The organism is Sediminibacillus massiliensis, assembly GCF_900156915.1.
Lineage (GTDB): Bacteria > Bacillota > Bacilli > Bacillales > Amphibacillaceae > Sediminibacillus_A > Sediminibacillus_A massiliensis.
The window spans coordinates 2,458,232-2,476,513 of the sequence record NZ_LT732535.1; the positions used below are offsets into that span (position 1 = coordinate 2,458,232).

The window sequence follows — 18,282 nt, forward strand, 5'->3', positions numbered from 1 at the left end:
CTATCAAGAATGTACATATGTTTCCCTGACTGACTATTTATAATAACGGGAGGATATTTTGCAAATGACAAAGGGGAGAACATCAATCCAACGAATTTGTGTACTGTTTCTCTGCGTACTTCTGGCTATTACAAGTATGCCCTTAAGTCCGATCAATGTTTCGGCAGCGGAGGACTCAACTAATGTAGAGAAATTGTTTGATTTTGGAAATGAAGACAGTGCTGTTGCAGAAGGATATTTGCAAGTCACACCTGCAACAAGCTATACCGAAGAACAAGGGTATGGTTTTTCAAACTTAGAGAACGTGACAGCAGAGAGTCGGGATGGAGAGGATGCATTAAAGAGAGATTTTGTTTCCTATTCAGAGGATACCGTTTTCCAAGTGGACCTTCCGAATGGCGACTATCGCGTTCAGGTGACGGTCGGTGACCAGGAAGATACAACTGACTTTGGTGTGAAGGCGGAATCCATTCAAAAAGTCCAAAACACATCTTTGAAGGCAGGGGAGGTTACAGACCGTGACTTTGAGATTGCTTTAATTGATGGACAATTGTCTATCGAGTTAACCGGAACCGATCCAAAGATCAATGCCATATCTATTATAAAGCTTCCGGAACGATCGGCCTCTGACCACCCGACGGTTTACACAGCAAGCGACTCTACCGCTCAAACTTACGACCCCTATTGGAAACCACAAGCAGGCTGGGGACAGATGCTTGATCGTTTTTTTGAATCAGAGGTGACAATAGAAAACCATGCAATCGGCGGACGAAGCTCCAAGACCTTTTATACGGAAGGCCGATTAGATACGATATTACGAGAAATCAAGCCAGATGACTACTTACTAATTCAATTCGGACATAATGATTCTACCGCAAGTGTTCCAGACCGATATACACCTGTAGAGGACTATAAGGAATATTTAAAAACTTATGTAACAGGAGTACGCCAGCGCGGGGCCATTCCTATTTTGATAACTCCAGTCGGTAGGCGCGATTTTAACCCTGATACAGGACAATTCAATGTTAGCTTCCCCGAATATATACAAGGCATGGAAGAAGTTGCTGAAGAATTGGATGTTTTACTCGTCGATTTAAGTACCCTGAGCCGCGAGTATTACAACGAAATCGGCCCTGAAGGAACTCTTTCCGTATTCATGCATATTGATCCAGGCGTATACGAGGCCTATCCTGATGGTAGAGCTGATGATACACACTTCCAGGAGTATGGCGCCATTCAAATTGCCAGGCTGCTTTCAGGAGGGATAAAAGAACTCGATACACCTCTCGCAAACTACGTGGCTGATATAACACCTCCAGACAACGTACCAGACAAACCTGCAGGACTAACTGTTTCCAATATAAGCAATGCTGGAGCTGTCCTTACTTGGGAAGCTGTAGAGAATGCTGATATATATCGGATTTACCGAAAACTGAAAGAGGAAACAGAGTTCAAGATGATTAGTACTTCAACAATACCTCAACTGAACATGACAGGAATGGATGAAGGAAAAACGTATGATATTTTCGTTACAGGAGTGAACGCAAAAGGCGAATCGGAACAATCTGATATCATTCAAGTCACTACAAAAGAGGCTTCATATAAGTATGATTTCGGACCAGAAGATTCTCCCGTTGCGGATGGATATACCGAAGTCAATCCATCTACACTATATACAAAAGAAAGAGGTTATGGCCTGGATAGCAACGAAGGAGTGATACACCGTGACCGCGGCGGCGACAAGTTGCTCCGTGATTGGATCGGCTATTTCTCTGTCGGCTGGGATTTCAATGTCGATGTACCGAATGGATTATATGCTGTAAAGGTCCATGTTGGAGACTTTCTTGGCAGTGCCAGGACCGATCTATCCATTGAGGGAAATGGTTATGGAGCGGTTAATGCTCCTAAACAAGGATCCACAAACAAAGTGATACCGGAAGTAGCCATAACTGATGGTCAAATGAATGTCCATTTCGGAGGTTCCACCGGTATTGCTAACGGTTTGGAATTAACACCAATTCTATTGGCACCTTCTGAATTAACATTAGAAGATCAATCTTTGGAAGCAACTAACGCTTCTGCGACAATTTCCTGGAAAGCCGCCGAAGGAGCATCTTCTTATAATATTTACAGAAGAACGATAGGATCCAATAAAACAGACTTAATCGACAGCACTACTGAAACATCGTACACAGATACAGATGTATCGGTTGGAATGGAATATGAATATACCGTCACGACGATTGACAATGTTGATACTGAAACAGTTCCGTCAGTTCCACTAGTCGTCAAAATGATTGACGAGTCACAGGAAGCGCCAAAAGCTCCTGAAAACCTCACACTTGGCGATGTAAATAAAAATGACATAACCCTTAGCTGGGGCGAATCCAAAAACGCTGTATCTTATCTTGTGTACAGGGCGGAAAATATAGACGGTGACTATAAACTTGTCGGCCAGACAAGCGGTCACAGCTTTACTGACAAATCAGTTTTGACTACCATTCCATATTTCTACAAAGTTGCGGCAGTAAATGCCGGTGGGATATCTGAACAGTCATCAGCCTTGGAAACTCCAGCTGTGACAAAGTTGCAAAAGCAAATGGAGGACATTGACAGAGCACCTGTTGCCATGAAAACAGATGAAGGCGTGCTTATCAGTTGGAGAATGTTGGGCACAGACCCTGCCGAAATTGGCTTTAATATTTACCGGGATGGCGAGCTGCTTACAAAAGAGCCTTTAACAGACAGGACAAACTTTGTTGACGAGAGTGGAAATTCAAACTCAGTCTATGAGATTCACCCAATTGTAGATGGAAAACCGAAAGGATCGAGAAGTAAGACAGAAGTATTGGAAAACAATTTTTTCGATATACCATTAAACAAACCCGAAGACGGGGAAACGCCACTAGGTGACCCATACACATACAGAGCAAATGATGCCAGTGTCGGTGATTTAGATGGTGACGGTGAATATGAGATTATCGTCAAATGGGATCCATCCAATTCGAAAGATAATTCTCAGTCAGGTTATACAGGAAATGTTTATCTGGATGCTTATGAAATGGACGGTACTCAACTTTGGAGGATGGATCTCGGGGTAAATATTCGGGCAGGAGCCCACTATACCCAGTTTATCGTTTATGATTTCGACGGCAACGGCAAGGCAGAGATTGCATTGAAAACTGCCGACGGCACAATTGACGGTCAAGGTAATGTCATCGGCAGAGAAAACGCAGATCATCGATATACAAGTGGATATGTCTTACAAGGTGATGAATACCTCACCATTTTTGATGGTGCGACAGGAGCTGCCATTGATACAGTGGACTACGACCCTCCACGTGGTGATGTATCCTCCTGGGGTGACAGCTATGGTAACAGAGTGGACCGCTTCCTTGCTGGAGTTGCCTATTTGAACGGAGAAACACCAAGTCTTATTATGGCACGCGGCTACTATACGAGATCAGTTGTCGTTGCTTACACATTTGAAGAAGGCAAACTTGCTAAGCAGTGGAAATTTGATACAAATAACGAAGGGTACAGCGATTGGGCAGGTCAAGGATATCATTCCCTGAGTGTTGCAGATGTCGATAATGATCAAAAAGATGAAATTGTCTATGGTCAAATCACTATTGACGATGACGGCACTGGATTGTATAACTCGGGTTTGGGACATGGTGATGCATTACACGTCAGCGACTTCCTACCAAGCCGTGAAGGATTGGAAATCTTCTCAGCACAAGAACATACTGATTCCCCTTATGGTTATGACATGCGGGATGCCAGAACCGGTGAAATTATTTGGGGAGTAGAAACCGGCCAAGACACTGGAAGAGGTTTAGCAGCTGATGTAGACCCGACGAATGAAGGCGCCGAAGCATGGGCTGTCGATGGTGCATGGAACAGTACAACCGGAGGGTTGCATACTGCAGAAGGTGAGAAAATCTCCGATTCGATTCCTAGTGCCAATTTTGCAATCTGGTGGGATGGCGACCCGCTCCGTGAGCTACTGAATCATGAGTGGGATGAGGCTGCGGGTACAGGAATCGGTACCATCGAAAAATGGGACTACGAGAACAAGGAAACAAAAACACTTTTAAAAGCGGAGGGTACTCTTTCAAACAATTCAACGAAAGGGACACCTGCACTGCAAGCCGATTTATTTGGCGATTGGCGGGAAGAAGCTATATGGAGAACCGAAGACAGTAGCGCATTACGAGTATATATGACTACAGAAAGTTCAGACCACAAGATTTTTACTCTGATGCATGATCCACAATACAGAACCGCTGTTGCATGGCAAAACGTCGGCTATAACCAGCCGCCGCATCCTAGCTTCTTCATTGGAGAAGGAATGACAGAACCGGCTCTTCCTTCTATCGATGTTGTCAAAGTGAAACATAAAGATGAATTACCGCCAATCACCACACATTCCATTGAACAGAAAGAGACAAACGGATGGTATAACAAGGAAGTTACCATTAACCTGTCTGCTGCAGACGATGAAACAGATGTTGCCGCTACTTACTATACTGTTGATGGCAAACAACAGACCGGTAACACACTGGTAATTAAGGATGATGGGAAACACGAGGTAGAATATTGGAGTGAAGACAGCAATGGGAATGTGGAAAATAAAAAGACACTTACCATATCGATTGATAAGACAGCACCAACTATCACTTTCTCGGCAGAAGACGGTACTATATTCTCCGTTTCTGACCATGTAACAATCACATGTGAAGCGGAGGACGATTTATCAGGGGTCGATAGTTCAACTTGTAAAGAGTGGGATGGTCCAGCCTATTCGTTTGGACTTGGTGCCCAACTTTTAAAAGCAGAGGCAACTGATAAAGCCGGAAACACTTCCAGCGAAGAGTTAGAAATCAATATAGAAGTGGATTACAGCAGCCTTGGCTCCTTGACAGAACAATTTGCCGATGGTAACGTGAACGGTTTAATCTCAAAACTAAGGGTCGCTGAAAAATCGGCTGAAAAAGAAAATACAAAGGCCCACAACAACCAACTTGGTGCTTACATGAATCAGGTAAAGGCCAAAACAGGGAAACTTTTCACAGAAAATGAGGCTGAGGTGCTTCACCAGCTTGCACAATCACTTGAAAAATAGTCAATTTTAATCTACTATTTACATTTAAGAAGGCTGCCTTAACGGCAGCCTTCTTATTTAAATTACCCATTTACTACAGTTCCACCATTCACATGCAATATTTGACCTGATACATAGGAAGAATCATCAGAAGCGAGATATACATAGGTAGGAGCCAATTCGTCAGGTTGACCTGGCCTTTTCATCGGTACACTACTTCCAAATCCTTCGACCCCGTTTTCGTCAAATGTAGAAGGAATTAATGGCGTCCAAATCGGACCGGGTGCAACACCGTTTACACGGATTCCCTGTTCAGCCAAGGATTGGGATAAGGAACGTGTAAAGGAGGTAATGGCACCTTTTGTAGCCGAGTAATCAATTAAGGTCGGAGCCCCTTTATATGCCGTAATAGAAGTCGTATTAATAATGGAGCTCCCTTCTTTCATATATTCCAATGCTGCTTTTGTTAAATGGAACATGCTAAAAATATTGGTCCGGAAAGTTTTCTCAAGTTGTTCTGTGCTTATATCCTTTAAGGAGGACTGGGGATGTTGTTCAGCAGCATTGTTCACAAGGACATCTAATTTGCCAAATTGATCGATCACCTGATTGATCAATTGTTTACAAAATTGTTCATCACCGATGTCTCCAGGGATCAACAAGCATTTAGCTCCCTCTTTTTCTACATGCCGCTTCGTTTCTTCGGCATCTCCATGCTCATTCAGATAAGATATAGCGACATCCGCACCTTCTTTGGCAAAGGCCACAGCTGTTGCTCTTCCTATTCCGCTGTCCCCGCCTGTAATCAAGGTAGCTTTTCCTTCCATTCGTTTAGAACCGGCCAGATTGCCCTTGAACTGTGGTAAAGGATTCATTTCCGACTCTATGCCAGGCTGTTGATTTTGGTGCTGTGCAGGAATATTCTTTGGTTTTTGATTTGTCATAATCAATCTCCTTTCCGTTATATCTTTCCCTAAATTTCCCCTGTATTATTAAAAGTTAAACGCTTTCAATATAGAACTTGCATTTTTACGTCCTCCCTGCCAGTGTGCAAAACATGTTAGGATAGAAAAGAAGCTTATCCCAATCAGCAAATTAACAAATTTTTTTGATCATATTGATAGATAAAGGATGACTAGAATGATGCTTGAAAGCACCCAGCAAATTTTAGAAGATTACTTTGGTTTCCAAACTTTCAGACCAGGTCAGAAAACGGTAATTGACTTTGTTGTCAATAGAGAAAATACATTGGCTATCATGCCAACCGGTGGTGGAAAATCACTATGTTATCAAGTTCCCGGACTCGCAATGGAAGGAACCGCAATCGTTATCTCTCCGCTTATTTCGTTAATGAAAGATCAGGTAGATTCCTTAACTTCCCAGGGAATAGAAGCCACCTATATTAACAGCTCACTAGATACCGAATCTTTTCATCAACGAATGCATCAGCTCAGACAAGGAAAATACAAGTTTGTCTATGTAGCTCCTGAACGTTTTGAATCTTCTATATTCCTGGAATCGATTGAATCCATTCCCCTTTCTTTGATTGCTTTTGATGAAGCTCACTGTATTTCCCAATGGGGGCATGATTTCAGGCCAAGTTACAGATCAATCGTACCCATACTTGAGCAAATCCAAGATTTGCCAGTAATTGTTGCTTTGACGGCTACTGCCACAGATGAAGTGAAACAAGATATCCGCCGCCTGCTGCATGTAAAAGACGACCATGTCATTAACACAGGCTTCGCCAGGGATAACCTTTCCTTCCACCTGGTTAAAGGGCGAAACAAACAGGATTTTCTGCTCGACTATGTTACACAAAGAAAACAGGAAGCCGGTATCGTTTATACTGCAACAAGAAAACAGACAGATACCGTACATCAACTGCTCAAAGCAAAAGGATACAATGCTGCCAAGTATCACGCAGGGCTAAGCGAAAACATCCGTAAGCAGGAGCAGAATGATTTTATTAACGACAAAAAAACAATTATCGTGGCAACAAATGCATTTGGAATGGGAATAGATAAATCGAATGTCCGGTATGTGATTCACTATTCGCTGCCAATGAACATTGAATCCTACTATCAGGAGGCAGGACGCGCCGGGCGGGATGGTGAGCCCAGTGAATGTATTCTGCTGTTTGGCGGACAGGATATTCAATTACAAAAGTATCTGATTGAACAATCGCTTATGGCTGAAGACAAGAAAACAAAGGAATACCAAAAACTGCAGGCAATGATTAACTATTGTCATACCAATACTTGCCTGCAAACGTACATCCTTCATTATTTTAATGACAACTCTGTCAAAGCGGATTGTGGAAAGTGCAGCAATTGCTTAAATGATGGGGAACAAGAAGATATGACGAAAGAAGCCCAAATGGTGCTTTCTTGTGTTAAAAGAATGGGTGAACGCTTTGGCGCCGGAATGACTGCCAAAGTGTTAAAAGGTTCCAAAGATAAAAAGGTTCGCGAATTCCAATTTGATCAGCTGTCAACCTATGGATTGATGTCTGCATACACGGAAAAAGAAATAACCAGCTTTATTCATTTTCTGGTAGCAGAAAATATCCTCTCCGCCGGGGAAGACCGTTATCCCATTTTAAAATTAACCGGCCTGGCATCCGAAGTGCTTAAAGGCCAAAAACAGGTAATGATACAAACCGGATTTGTTAAAAGCCCAATTTCAGAAGATTACAATGAGGAACTGTTTGAAGTGTTAAGGCAGCTTAGAAAACGGATAGCCGAGGAAGAAAAAGTCCCCCCTTATGTGTTATTTTCTGATGCCACCCTAAAAGAAATGTGCCGATATTTTCCTAGGAACAAACATGAAATGCTTCAGATTAAAGGGGTCGGCAACAGGAAGTACGAGCAATATGGGGAAGTGTTCTTACAGGCTGTAGAGCCTTGGTGTGAACAGGAAGCCAGGACGACTGAGGCCAAAGCAGACGGCTTAATGGAACAAGTACCTTCTTTTACGAAAAAACAACCAAAAGATGACGCACCAAGCCATCTTATCAGTTATAACCTTTTCATCGATGGAGAAACCATTGAAACTGTCGCAACCAAACGCAATATAACAACCCAGACAGTCACCAACCACCTCTTTAAAGCTTATAAAGAAGGTAGTCCCATCCCATGGGATCGGTTGTTTAATGAAGAACAGGAGCAAGCAGTACTTGAAGTCCGTGCCCAGATTGATGAGCCGAAATTAAAGCCATTGAAAGAGGCACTGCCAACGGAATTCAATTATACAATTATCAAATCAGTTCTCATAAAGCATGGCATGTTACTGTAATTTTGAAACGGGAGTTTTATTTAACTTGAGCTCTCTTTAATAAAATTAAGAGGCAGTCCCGGGTGGACTGCCTCTTTTTTATTTATATACTGTTACTGATATCACTTTGTTTATGGCGCTCCTGACATTCTTTGCAAAGTTTCACTTTTTCTTCCTGTTTGCTTGTAAGAAGCTTTCCGCAATTACTGCACTTTTCAAATTCGTTGGGGTTTGTTTGAAAACCCATGAATTCTCCTTCATTACGCCTTACCATGTAAATTCTCCTTTCGGTATTTTATCGAAATAACCGAACTTATAAGAAGAATTTACCCCCGGTTTGTCTACTTCAAACCACAGTATTATTTAAGCATCGAAATCCAACGCCCAGCTGCCCTTTCGGAAAACAGGCTCAGAATTCTCGTCTGCTGTCACTCCATCGATATCAAGATCTGCAGAGCCAATCATGAAATCAACATGTGTCAGACTATCATTGACACCGTGCTTGTCAAGCTGTTCATCATCCATCTTCGCTCCACCCTCAAGGCTTGTCGGATAAGCCTTTCCGAGGGCTACATGACAGGAAGCATTTTCGTCGTAAAGGGTATTGTAGAAAATTAAACCTGACTGGGAAATCGGTGATTCATGAGGTACGAGTGCAATTTCCCCGAGCCGGCGTGCTCCCTCATCTGTATCGAGTAAGTGTTTCAAAGTATCATAACCTTGTTCAGCCTTGAAGTCGGCCACTTTTCCATCTTTGAAAGTAAGACTGAAGTTATCAATCAAATTGCCGCCGTAATTCAATGGTTTAGTACTTGAAACAGTGCCATTGACACCGTACTTGTGTGGAAGGGTGAAAACTTCCTCCGTCGGCATATTCGGATTGAAATCCCTGCCTGTTTCAGTTTTTGCCGAGCCGCCTTTCCATATATGTCCTTCCGGAAGTTCCAGTTCAAGGTCGGTGCCCGGTGCCTTATATATCAATTTCTTGTATTGTTTTTTGTTCAGGAATTCACGGGCCTTTCTCAAAGTGGCATTATGATCATTCCAAGCAGCTATCGGGTCTTCCCGATCAACGCGGACAATTTTGAAGATTTGCTCCCATAGGGATTCAACCGCATCCTCTTTTGACTTGTCCGGGAAAATTTTTTGAGCCCAATCGCCGGTCGGAATGGAAATAATCGACCAGGGAATTCGGTCGTTCATTGTGTATTTTCTAAATTCCTTCATCGCTTCGGCATTTGCTTTTGCAGCTTTAGCCACTCTGCCCGCATCGATGTCTTTCAATAGATCTGGGTTTGTTGAGCGAATGGAAAGGACCGCAGCCCCTTCTTCTGCAAATGAAACGTATTTATCCACCTGCCATTGCGGTACATTCGTTAAAACTTCTTCAGGTGCATTCTCATACTTTAATAAATTGATCTCATCGTCTGTCCAATTAATATGCACATTTTTGGCACCCAGTTCATAAGCCTTCTTGACTACGATTCTGGTGAAGTCAGCTCCCTCGATCGGAGCATTAATCATAATTGACTGATTATCCTGTATATTAACGCCGGTCTTTAATGCCAATTCTGCATACTTCTCAAGATTCTTGCGTTCTGCCATTTTGATCCCCTCCAAATGTTCGACCAAAGGTCTCTAAATTTTACCAGTTCTATTATTTCATAAAATCAGCAAAGTAACAATTTTCTTACGATTCATGTTCAATTGTTGTGTTCAAGCTCTTCTACCAGCAATGAAAGCTCGGTCCAGCGTTCCATTGCTTCCTCCAATTTCTGCTCAAGCTCTTCTTGTCTTTGAAAGAGCTTCTGGACTTGGTCCAAATCGCTTCCAGCCTCATTTATTCCCTGTTTTGTTTCTTCCAGTTCTTCCTCCAGAGAAGTGATTTTATCTTCGATTTCGTTCCATTCTTTTTGCTCATTATAGGATAGTTTTTTCTTCTTTTTCGGCAGTTTCTTCTGCTCTTTCTCAGGCTTTGCGACAGCAGCTTGCTGATTGACCTTTCCGTCATCCAGGTAATCGGTATAATTGCCGTAATACAACCGCGGGGTTGGTTTGCCTTCAAATGCGATTAAACGGTCTACTACCCGGTCAAGGAAGTACCGGTCATGCGAGACAGTAATGACAACGCCCGGAAACTGATCCAAATAGTCCTCCAGTACACCTAGTGTCTGGGTATCGAGGTCATTTGTCGGCTCATCGAGGAATAAAACATTCGGTTCCTCCATTAGAACTCTCAATAAATACAAACGTCTGCGCTCCCCGCCTGAAAGCTTGCGGATATAAGTCCACTGTTGTGATCGGGGAAACAAGAAACGTTCCAGCATTTGTTCCGCAGTAACGATGTCGCCACCGGCTGTGTGGACAACTTCTGCCTGTTCCTTTATATACTCCACCACACGCAGATTTTCATCCATCTCAGCGTGATCCTGGGTATAATAACCTATTTTCACTGTCGGCCCCATATCGATAGTACCTTTATCAGCAGCGGTTCTGCCTGCCATCATGTTCAACAAGGTCGTCTTGCCGCTACCATTCGGACCAATGATGCCTATCCTGTCTTCTGGTGTTACAAGATAGCTGAAATCATCTATAAGTACCTGGCTTCCATAAGACTTTCCAACAGATTCAAGTTCTAGAACCTTCTTCCCGAGCCGTGAGGAACCAATTTGAAAATCCAACTGCTGCTGGCTCGTATCGAACTTCATTTGTTTCATTTCCTCGGCCCGTTGCTTTCGCGCTTTTTGTTTTGTAGATCTAGCCTTCGCCCCTCTTCTCAGCCATTCCAATTCACGTCGCAAAGTGTTCCGGTGCTTTTGTTCCTGTTGAATTTCCAATGCTTCCCGTTCTGCTTTTTTTTCCAAAAACAATTCATAATTGCCCTCATAAGTATATAGCTGGCCTTTTTCCAACTCATAAATGCGATTAGTGATTCGGTTTAGGAAATACCGGTCATGCGTGACCAGTATAATTGCGCCGTTGTATTGAGGCAGATAGCTTTCCAGCCACTCAATTGTTGCATTATCCAAATGGTTTGTGGGCTCATCAAAGATCAACAGGTCAGCTGGTTGGATTAAAGCCCTGGCGATTGCAACCCGTTTTTTCTGACCACCGGAGAGATTGGCTGTCTGCTTGTCGAATTCCCCGACACCCAACTTAGTCAAAATGGTCTTGGCAGCAGTGTTGGCGTCCCATGCTTCATTCTCTTCCATCCGTTGTTGGGCTTGAAGCAGTTTTTCCTGCAAGTCGGCATCTTCGGGGTTTTTCTCGAGCTCTTTCAGGGTCCATTCATATTCTCTCATCGTTTTCATTGTGACAGATTCCCCATAGTAAATTTGCTCGAGTACGGTAAGCTCAGGGTCTAATTCAGGCTCTTGCTGCAAGTATTCAACCCGGAAATCGTTGGCATGTTTAATTGTGCCGTTTTCTTTTGATTCAATGCCGGCAATCACCTTCAGCAAAGTAGACTTGCCTGTACCATTGACACCGATCAGTCCGATACGTTCTTTTGCCTCGATTGTGAAAGATATATGGTCAAAGAGTACTTTGTCGCCATATGATTTATATAAATCTTCTACAGTTATTAAACTCACTATTTTCACCCTTTAGCGCCTTGATATATTTCCATAGCAACTTCTCATCCATTCAATTATAAAGGAATCGCCAATAAGTTGAAACAACCGGGCGCTCAGGCACTATAATTCTGGTCTGGTTTTTAATATTATTATTTTTGCTTTCTTTCATAAAAACTGCGACATAACTTTTTGTGGATTCCTATCATCCTTTTCGGATTGAGTGGTGAGACATCGCTGCGGAAAAATACTCGCTTTCCGTGGGGAACGCTTCAGCCAGGGTACTACTTGAGTAGGCTCCTTTGCTCCCTTGGGACTGCGATTACTCGTCCCACCGAAGACCTTTTGGGACTGCGGTTACTCGTCCCACCGAAAACCATGCGTCGAGGAAGCTTACTACGAAGCGATACTAGAAGACGCAGACGCATCACTGTGGGGTCTTCAGACTGTTCCTTTCCCACTGGAGTCTCGCATTTTTCCGCAGCTTGGTATAGTTCATCTGATTAAGTGAGAAGTGGTCCGAAAATATGTCTAACATGGCATATTCCAGCCAAGATTCAGAGAACTCTTACCAGCGAAGGCAGAACACGGAGACTCCTATAGGAAAAGCGCGTGTCCGAAGACCCCGCAAGAAGCGTTCCTGAGGAGGCTGAGGCCGTGCCCATGGAAAGCGAAGTGTTCTGCCGCAGCGAGGCCATACCAGTCTTTATAATCAGAACGAGAGGAAGTCTCCCTTGAATGAATTTTCATTATGTCGCACATTTCAAAAGGGATATTCTCGGTGGGTTGGTAATTGCTGCTTTAACGAATGATGGACGAGGAACGCGAAAAGAGGAAGAAGCGGTTTGCTTCTTCCTCTTTTCATTTTCTTTATTTACCGCCTTCTTTATAGGACGTCTGGTCCCGGCCCCAGTATTCCATACCGGAAACACCTTCGAGATGGTCCCTGTAAAAGACTGGGTCTTTCCCTTGCTTTTTTTGACGGCGGTAATCCTGTAATGCCATATATGCCACTTTGGATAGCATGGCAATCGCATATAGATTGATAAGCGCCATGATCGCCATGGATAAGTCGGCCATGCTCCAAACAAGATCAAATGTCTGCATCGCTCCGAATATCACCATCAGAAGCACGGCAACACGATAAATTGTCAAAGCTGTTTTACTGCTTTTAATAAATTGGATATTGGTTTCCCCATAATAGTAATTTCCTAAGATGGAAGAGTAGGCAAAAAGAAAGATTGCAACTGCCACAAAAACGGATGCCCATGGCCCGATTTGCGTTTCGAAAGCACTCTGGGTAATCTGGATTCCTTGCAGGGAACTGCCTGCATACCCTTCTGTCGTTAAAATGATAAGTGCTGTTGCACTGCATATCACCAATGTATCGATAAACACTCCCAAAGTCTGAATAAGACCTTGCTTAACTGGATGTGTCACCTCCGCAGTCGCCGCTGCATTCGGTGCACTACCCATTCCGGCTTCATTCGAGAACAGTCCTCGCTTTATCCCCATCATGATCGCGGCACCAAATCCACCACCGGCAATTTCCCTTAGACCGAAGGCATTTAGAAAGATCAACTGGAACATTTCCGGAATTGCCGCATAGTTAGCCGCCAAAATATAGAGTGCAAGCAAAACATATAATATGGCCATTATCGGTATGATGAATTGAGTGACTCTGGCGATACTTCTAAGTCCACCGAAAATGACAAGCGCAGTTAAAATAGTCAAAATTACTGCCGCCCAACCAGGATTGATCCCAAAGGATTCTTCGAATGCCAGCCTGATCGTGTTTGATTGTACAGAATTAAATACCAGCCCGTAGGTAAATGTGATAATTACTGCAAACACAATGCCAAGCCAGCGTTTCTTCAAGCCCTTTTCAATATAATATGCAGGGCCTCCGCGATACTGGTTTTTGTCAGGAACCTTATATACCTGAGCAAGCGTACTCTCGATAAAACTGGTCGCTCCACCTAAAAGGGCGATAACCCACATCCAGAACACGGCTCCAGGTCCACCTGCTGCAATGGCAGATGCAACACCTGCCAAGTTTCCCGTTCCGACCCTGGATGCCGTACTTATGGTAAATGCCTGGAAAGCAGAAGTTCCTTTTTTTCCTTTAGCACTGATTGTCCGTTTATCAAATAAAACGCGGAACATTTCCGGGATGTATGTAAACTGTGCAAATCGCGTTAAGATGGTAAAAATCAGACCAAGCCCGATCAATACGGCAATCAATACATAGCCCCATAACAAGTCATTAATCCCGCCTAATAAGTCTTCAAACATACTTTTCCTCCTACCCTGTCGATTGTCTAATTCTCTTAAGCATGTCTGCTTAAAAAACAATCACCTTGTCTATTCTACACGTTTTCCTTCAAAAACTAAAAGGGCTGTCCCAATCATCCGGGACAGCCCCCTGTATAATAATCCTATTTGCAAATAGGTTATTTTAACAGATCCGCGAACTCATTAGCTGCTGTAATGCTTGATTGCGGGTTTTGACCTGTTATGAGGTTGCCGTCTGTCACGACATAATCGGAGAAAGATTCACCCTTAGTGAACTCTGCGCCTTCCCCTCTTAAACTGCTTTCCAACTTGAAAGGAAGTTGGTCCATCAGGTTCATCTGCTGTTCTTCATCATTCGTGAAGGCCGTGACCCTTCTTCCGTCAACAAGTTTGCGGCCGTTGGAAAGTGTAACATTCACAAATCCGGCTGGCCCATGGCAGACAGCACCTATCGGCTTATTATTTTCAGCAAATTCTTTTAAAATCGTCTGCATGGCACTATTGTTTGGAAAGTCTACCATTGTTCCATGACCACCAGGTAAGAAAACACCGTCAAATTGACTAGGATCCTGCGCACCGAGGTTTTCGGTATTTTCCAGTAAATTTACCGGTTTTTCCAACTCATCTGGCGCTTCGTCTTCGTAACTGTTTGGATCCAACGGTACATTACCCCCCTCAGGGCTTGCCACCGTTATATCGAAGCCTGCTTTTTCAAATACGCTGAATGGTTCGCCATATTCAGATAACCATAGACCTGTTTGATGATCGCCCATCTGTTGAGCGCCAGTCACAATCATTAGTACTTTTTTTGCCATCACTTCTGCCTCCTTTATAAGGCTGTTTCAGTTTATGTTTTTCCATCTTTTTTGTATTTTTAAACTTCAAATTTGCCCGGGGCCGATTAAAAAAGGACACCGTTTTCCGTAATCGGAAAAAGTGCCCATCTCTATTTATGAGGAAAATTGATAGTGGATGCCGAATGGATCGATTACTTCTAATGTCCCTGCATCCAAGATTTTTTTATCTATGAGGTTCCGTAAATCGGTATTGCTGACTTGTACGGAAGCTTTTTTTAAGCCTACAACAACATGATCGGGTACTTTTGCCCCTGTCCCCTGCCAAGTGTTTAAACCAATGTGATGATGATATCCTTCTCCCGACACAAACAGCACTTGTTCGCCAAATTCGATCGTACTGTCAAGGCCGAGCTTTTCGACATAAAAATGCCTTGCCGCCGGGATGTCCGATACATGAAAATGCAAATGACCGATTATGGTGCCTTCAGGAAAACCGCTCCACGCATGATCGCCATGTGTTAACAAGTCCTCTACATCCAACGGGTTTGTGGCAACCTTGATATTTCCCTGCGAATCATACCAGCTCTTGCTGGATCTGTCCGCATACACCTCGATACCGATTCCGTCCGGATCTTGCAAATAAACAGCCTCACTGAAAAGATGGTCGGATGCTCCTGTAAGAGGATATTTCACTTGAAGCATATGTTCCAGGAATGCAGAAAGGTGTTCACGGCCCGGAACCAGAATCGCAAAATGATAAATACCCGTCATCCCCCTTGTCGGTTGAGGAGCGGATCGATATTCTGTCAACTCTACCAGTTTCCTCCCTCCAGCCCCCAGAATTGCCTTACCATCAGATTTCTCCATTAAAGCAAAACCCAATATCTGCAGGTAAAAATCCAATGATCGTTCTAAATCTCGGACTATTAATTCGATATGATCGATGCGGAAACATTCCAATTTGTCCTGGTTCATATTTACTATACCATCCTTATATGTTATTCTATTATCAGTTACTTTTAGTAAGTAAGTGTATATTAGTAATAAATTTCTGTCAATATCTCCTTTCATACTCGTCCATAATAAGATATATTAGAAGAAGCAGGGGTGATTACAATGCAGGAATTATGTCCTAAATTCGAAAAGGCGATGCAGCTATTCGGAAAAAGATGGGTCGGCCTCATCCTATTTGAACTGCTGGAAGGATCGAAACGTTTTTCCGAAATGGAAACAGACCTCCCTATCAGCGGCAGATTGCTTTCAGACCGTCTGAAAATGCTGGAACAAGAACAAATCGTTGAAAGAAAAATATATTCAGAGTTTCCTGTCAGGATTGAATACCAACTAACTGACAAAGGGAAAGCTTTAAAACCTGTCATCAAAGAAATTCAAAGCTGGTCCGAAAACTGGGTGACAGCGGAAGAATTAGAGAACAACGTATAATATTCTTGATACTGCCGACTCTCCAAAGCTGATGGGAATTCACGTCTGTGACAGCTGGCCGCCGTGCAGGATGATTCGATAGATAACAGCCGCTTCCGTAAAGGCAGCGGCTTTTTGTATGATAAGCCAATTGATAAAAAGGCAGGGATACTGGCATTGAAACAAGAACACGCTAATCGATTGAAAGAATCCTATTTGAAAAGGTCATCTAATACACACAGGAAAAAATTCGGTCAATATTTCACACCGGACTTTCTGGCACGTTTGATGGCGAACTGGGTACTGTCTTCAGAAAACTGCCGGACAGTTTTGGACCCCGCCTTCGGACTCGGTGATTTAATCGAAGATATTCCCGAAAATGTCACCGTGGACGGTTTTGAAATAGAACCCTTCATCCTCTCTTACGCTGAGCAGAAGTTTTCCAACAAGAACAATATCCGTCTATATGAGGAAGACTTTTTATACTCCGATTGGAAAGCGGCTTACGATGGAGTCATTTGCAATCCTCCCTATATCCGCTTTAAACATTACGAGCAAAAACAAGCATACCTGAACCTTTTCCACGACAAGCTTGGCTTAAAGTTGTCCGGGTTTACCAACATGTATGTGTTGTTCATGATCAAAGCTTTGACACAGTTAAAGCAAAACGGCCGTGCTGCTTTTATTATTCCCTCCGATTTTCTGAATGCCAGATATGGTACCGAGATCAAGGAATATCTTTTATCCCAGAACAATCTTCAGCTTGTTGCTGTCACGGATTTCAAGGTAGGCTGGTTCGACCAGGCTGCCACGACTTCTGCAATATTCTTTTTCGACAACAAACACCAAACCACACAGACAGAATTTGTCTCCATGACCACGAGCGATGATTTATCAAAGCTGGAAGCTTATGTATTAAACTTCTATAACATGCCGGCGCTTGGGAGCATCCGCAAGCACAAAGACATGAACCCAGGTGATAAGTGGCGAAAATATTATCAGCCGGAGCGCCCGGACCATTATTCAAACGTCTGCACGTTAGACCAGTTTGCTCGGATAAACAGAGGAATTGCAACAGGAGCGAACCATTTCTTCTGCTTCACGGAATCGAAAAGGCTTGAATGGAAATTGCCAAACCAGTATTTCGTGCCTGTCTTGTCAAAAGCGAGTCAGGTATCCGGCAATTTTATGACTACCGATTTGCACAAACAATTAATACACAAAGACCAAGCAGTTAAGCTGTTGCACGTTCAGGAAGCTGATTTGGCCGATGACAAGTTGAAGCGTTACATAACCCATGGGGAAAGAAACGATTATCATAAGCGCTATTTAACAAAACGGAGGAGTCCATGGTTTAAAAATGAAAACAGAGAGCCTGCCGATATCCTCGTCTCCACGTTCAACAGAAGCGAGGCCAAGTTTATCCGCAATGAGGCAGGAATCCGCAATTTGACACCTTTTCACTGCTTGTATGTGAAACCTCCATACAAGGAAAAGACGGACTTGCTGATGGCCTTTTTCATGACAGATATCGCACGGGATTTACTGGCAGCCAGTCACAGAGAATACGGCAATGGATTAAAAAAGCTGGAACCTAATGATTTGAAAGAAACGATGGTGATCGATATTGATAAAGTCGGAGAATCCGACTCGACAGCTATCAGGAAACTGTATAACAAAATAAGGGAAATCCAATTGGCATCCGGAAATCCTCAGGCAGAAATAGACAAGCTCAACCGACTTTTTTTGGCATTAATGGGACAATCCGCAAAAACATGAAAACCCGCCATTCTTAATGGCGGGTCAAAATCTT

The 18,282-nt window shown here is 43.3% G+C and carries 11 protein-coding genes; 4 read left to right on the plus strand and 7 right to left on the minus strand.

Translation table 11 applies throughout. The features are described from left to right. The first annotated feature begins 64 nt into the window (after positions 1 to 64). A complete protein-coding gene (locus CZ434_RS22655; protein ID WP_077623533.1) occupies positions 65 to 5,128 on the plus strand; it encodes a rhamnogalacturonan lyase family protein in 5,064 nt (1,687 codons plus the stop codon). Between the two features lie 62 nt (positions 5,129 to 5,190). Here the strand turns inward: CZ434_RS22655 and CZ434_RS12975 are convergent, their stop codons facing one another. Continuing rightward, positions 5,191 to 6,051 (minus strand): SDR family oxidoreductase, encoded by an 861-nt coding sequence (locus CZ434_RS12975; protein WP_077623534.1) that lies wholly within the window; start codon positions 6,049 to 6,051, stop codon positions 5,191 to 5,193. Between the two features lie 196 nt (positions 6,052 to 6,247). Here CZ434_RS12975 and recQ point away from each other — a divergent pair, with 196 nt between their 5' ends. After that, on the plus strand, positions 6,248 to 8,404 hold the full coding sequence (gene recQ, locus CZ434_RS12980; protein WP_342745690.1) for a DNA helicase RecQ: 2,157 nt from the start codon (positions 6,248 to 6,250) through the stop codon (positions 8,402 to 8,404). A gap of 82 nt (positions 8,405 to 8,486) precedes the next feature. Here the strand turns inward: recQ and CZ434_RS22200 are convergent, their stop codons facing one another. The 6 genes from CZ434_RS22200 to CZ434_RS13005 all read right to left on the minus strand — a co-directional run bounded on the left by CZ434_RS22200 (position 8,487) and on the right by CZ434_RS13005 (position 16,022). Further along, the gene (locus CZ434_RS22200) at positions 8,487 to 8,657 is read right to left on the minus strand and encodes a hypothetical protein (RefSeq protein WP_179107134.1); all 171 of its coding nucleotides are present in this window, start codon (positions 8,655 to 8,657) and stop codon (positions 8,487 to 8,489) included. Positions 8,658 to 8,746: 89 nt separating this feature from the next. Continuing rightward, complete coding sequence (locus tag CZ434_RS12985) at positions 8,747 to 9,988, minus strand: aminopeptidase (protein ID WP_077623535.1); 1,242 nt, start codon at positions 9,986 to 9,988, stop codon at positions 8,747 to 8,749. Between the two features lie 98 nt (positions 9,989 to 10,086). Beyond that, a complete protein-coding gene (locus CZ434_RS12990) occupies positions 10,087 to 11,976 on the minus strand; it encodes an ABC-F family ATP-binding cassette domain-containing protein (RefSeq protein WP_077623536.1) in 1,890 nt (629 codons plus the stop codon). An 849-nt stretch (positions 11,977 to 12,825) separates the two neighbouring features. Then, on the minus strand, positions 12,826 to 14,250 hold the full coding sequence (locus CZ434_RS12995; protein WP_077623537.1) for an alanine/glycine:cation symporter family protein: 1,425 nt from the start codon (positions 14,248 to 14,250) through the stop codon (positions 12,826 to 12,828). Between the two features lie 158 nt (positions 14,251 to 14,408). Then, entirely contained in the window at positions 14,409 to 15,065 is a 657-nt protein-coding gene (locus tag CZ434_RS13000; protein ID WP_077623538.1) for a type 1 glutamine amidotransferase domain-containing protein, read from the minus strand. A gap of 135 nt (positions 15,066 to 15,200) precedes the next feature. After that, the gene (locus CZ434_RS13005; protein ID WP_179107266.1) at positions 15,201 to 16,022 is read right to left on the minus strand and encodes a VOC family protein; all 822 of its coding nucleotides are present in this window, start codon (positions 16,020 to 16,022) and stop codon (positions 15,201 to 15,203) included. A 141-nt stretch (positions 16,023 to 16,163) separates the two neighbouring features. Here CZ434_RS13005 and CZ434_RS13010 point away from each other — a divergent pair, with 141 nt between their 5' ends. Together CZ434_RS13010 and CZ434_RS13015 are read left to right on the plus strand one after the other, a co-directional pair. After that, positions 16,164 to 16,490 carry a winged helix-turn-helix transcriptional regulator gene (locus tag CZ434_RS13010; protein WP_077623540.1) on the plus strand — a complete coding sequence of 109 codons (327 nt, stop codon included), beginning with the start codon at positions 16,164 to 16,166 and terminating at the stop codon, positions 16,488 to 16,490. Between the two features lie 63 nt (positions 16,491 to 16,553). Next, positions 16,554 to 18,248 (plus strand): HsdM family class I SAM-dependent methyltransferase, encoded by a 1,695-nt coding sequence (locus tag CZ434_RS13015; protein WP_179107267.1) that lies wholly within the window; start codon positions 16,554 to 16,556, stop codon positions 18,246 to 18,248. Positions 18,249 to 18,282: the final 34 nt, after the last annotated feature.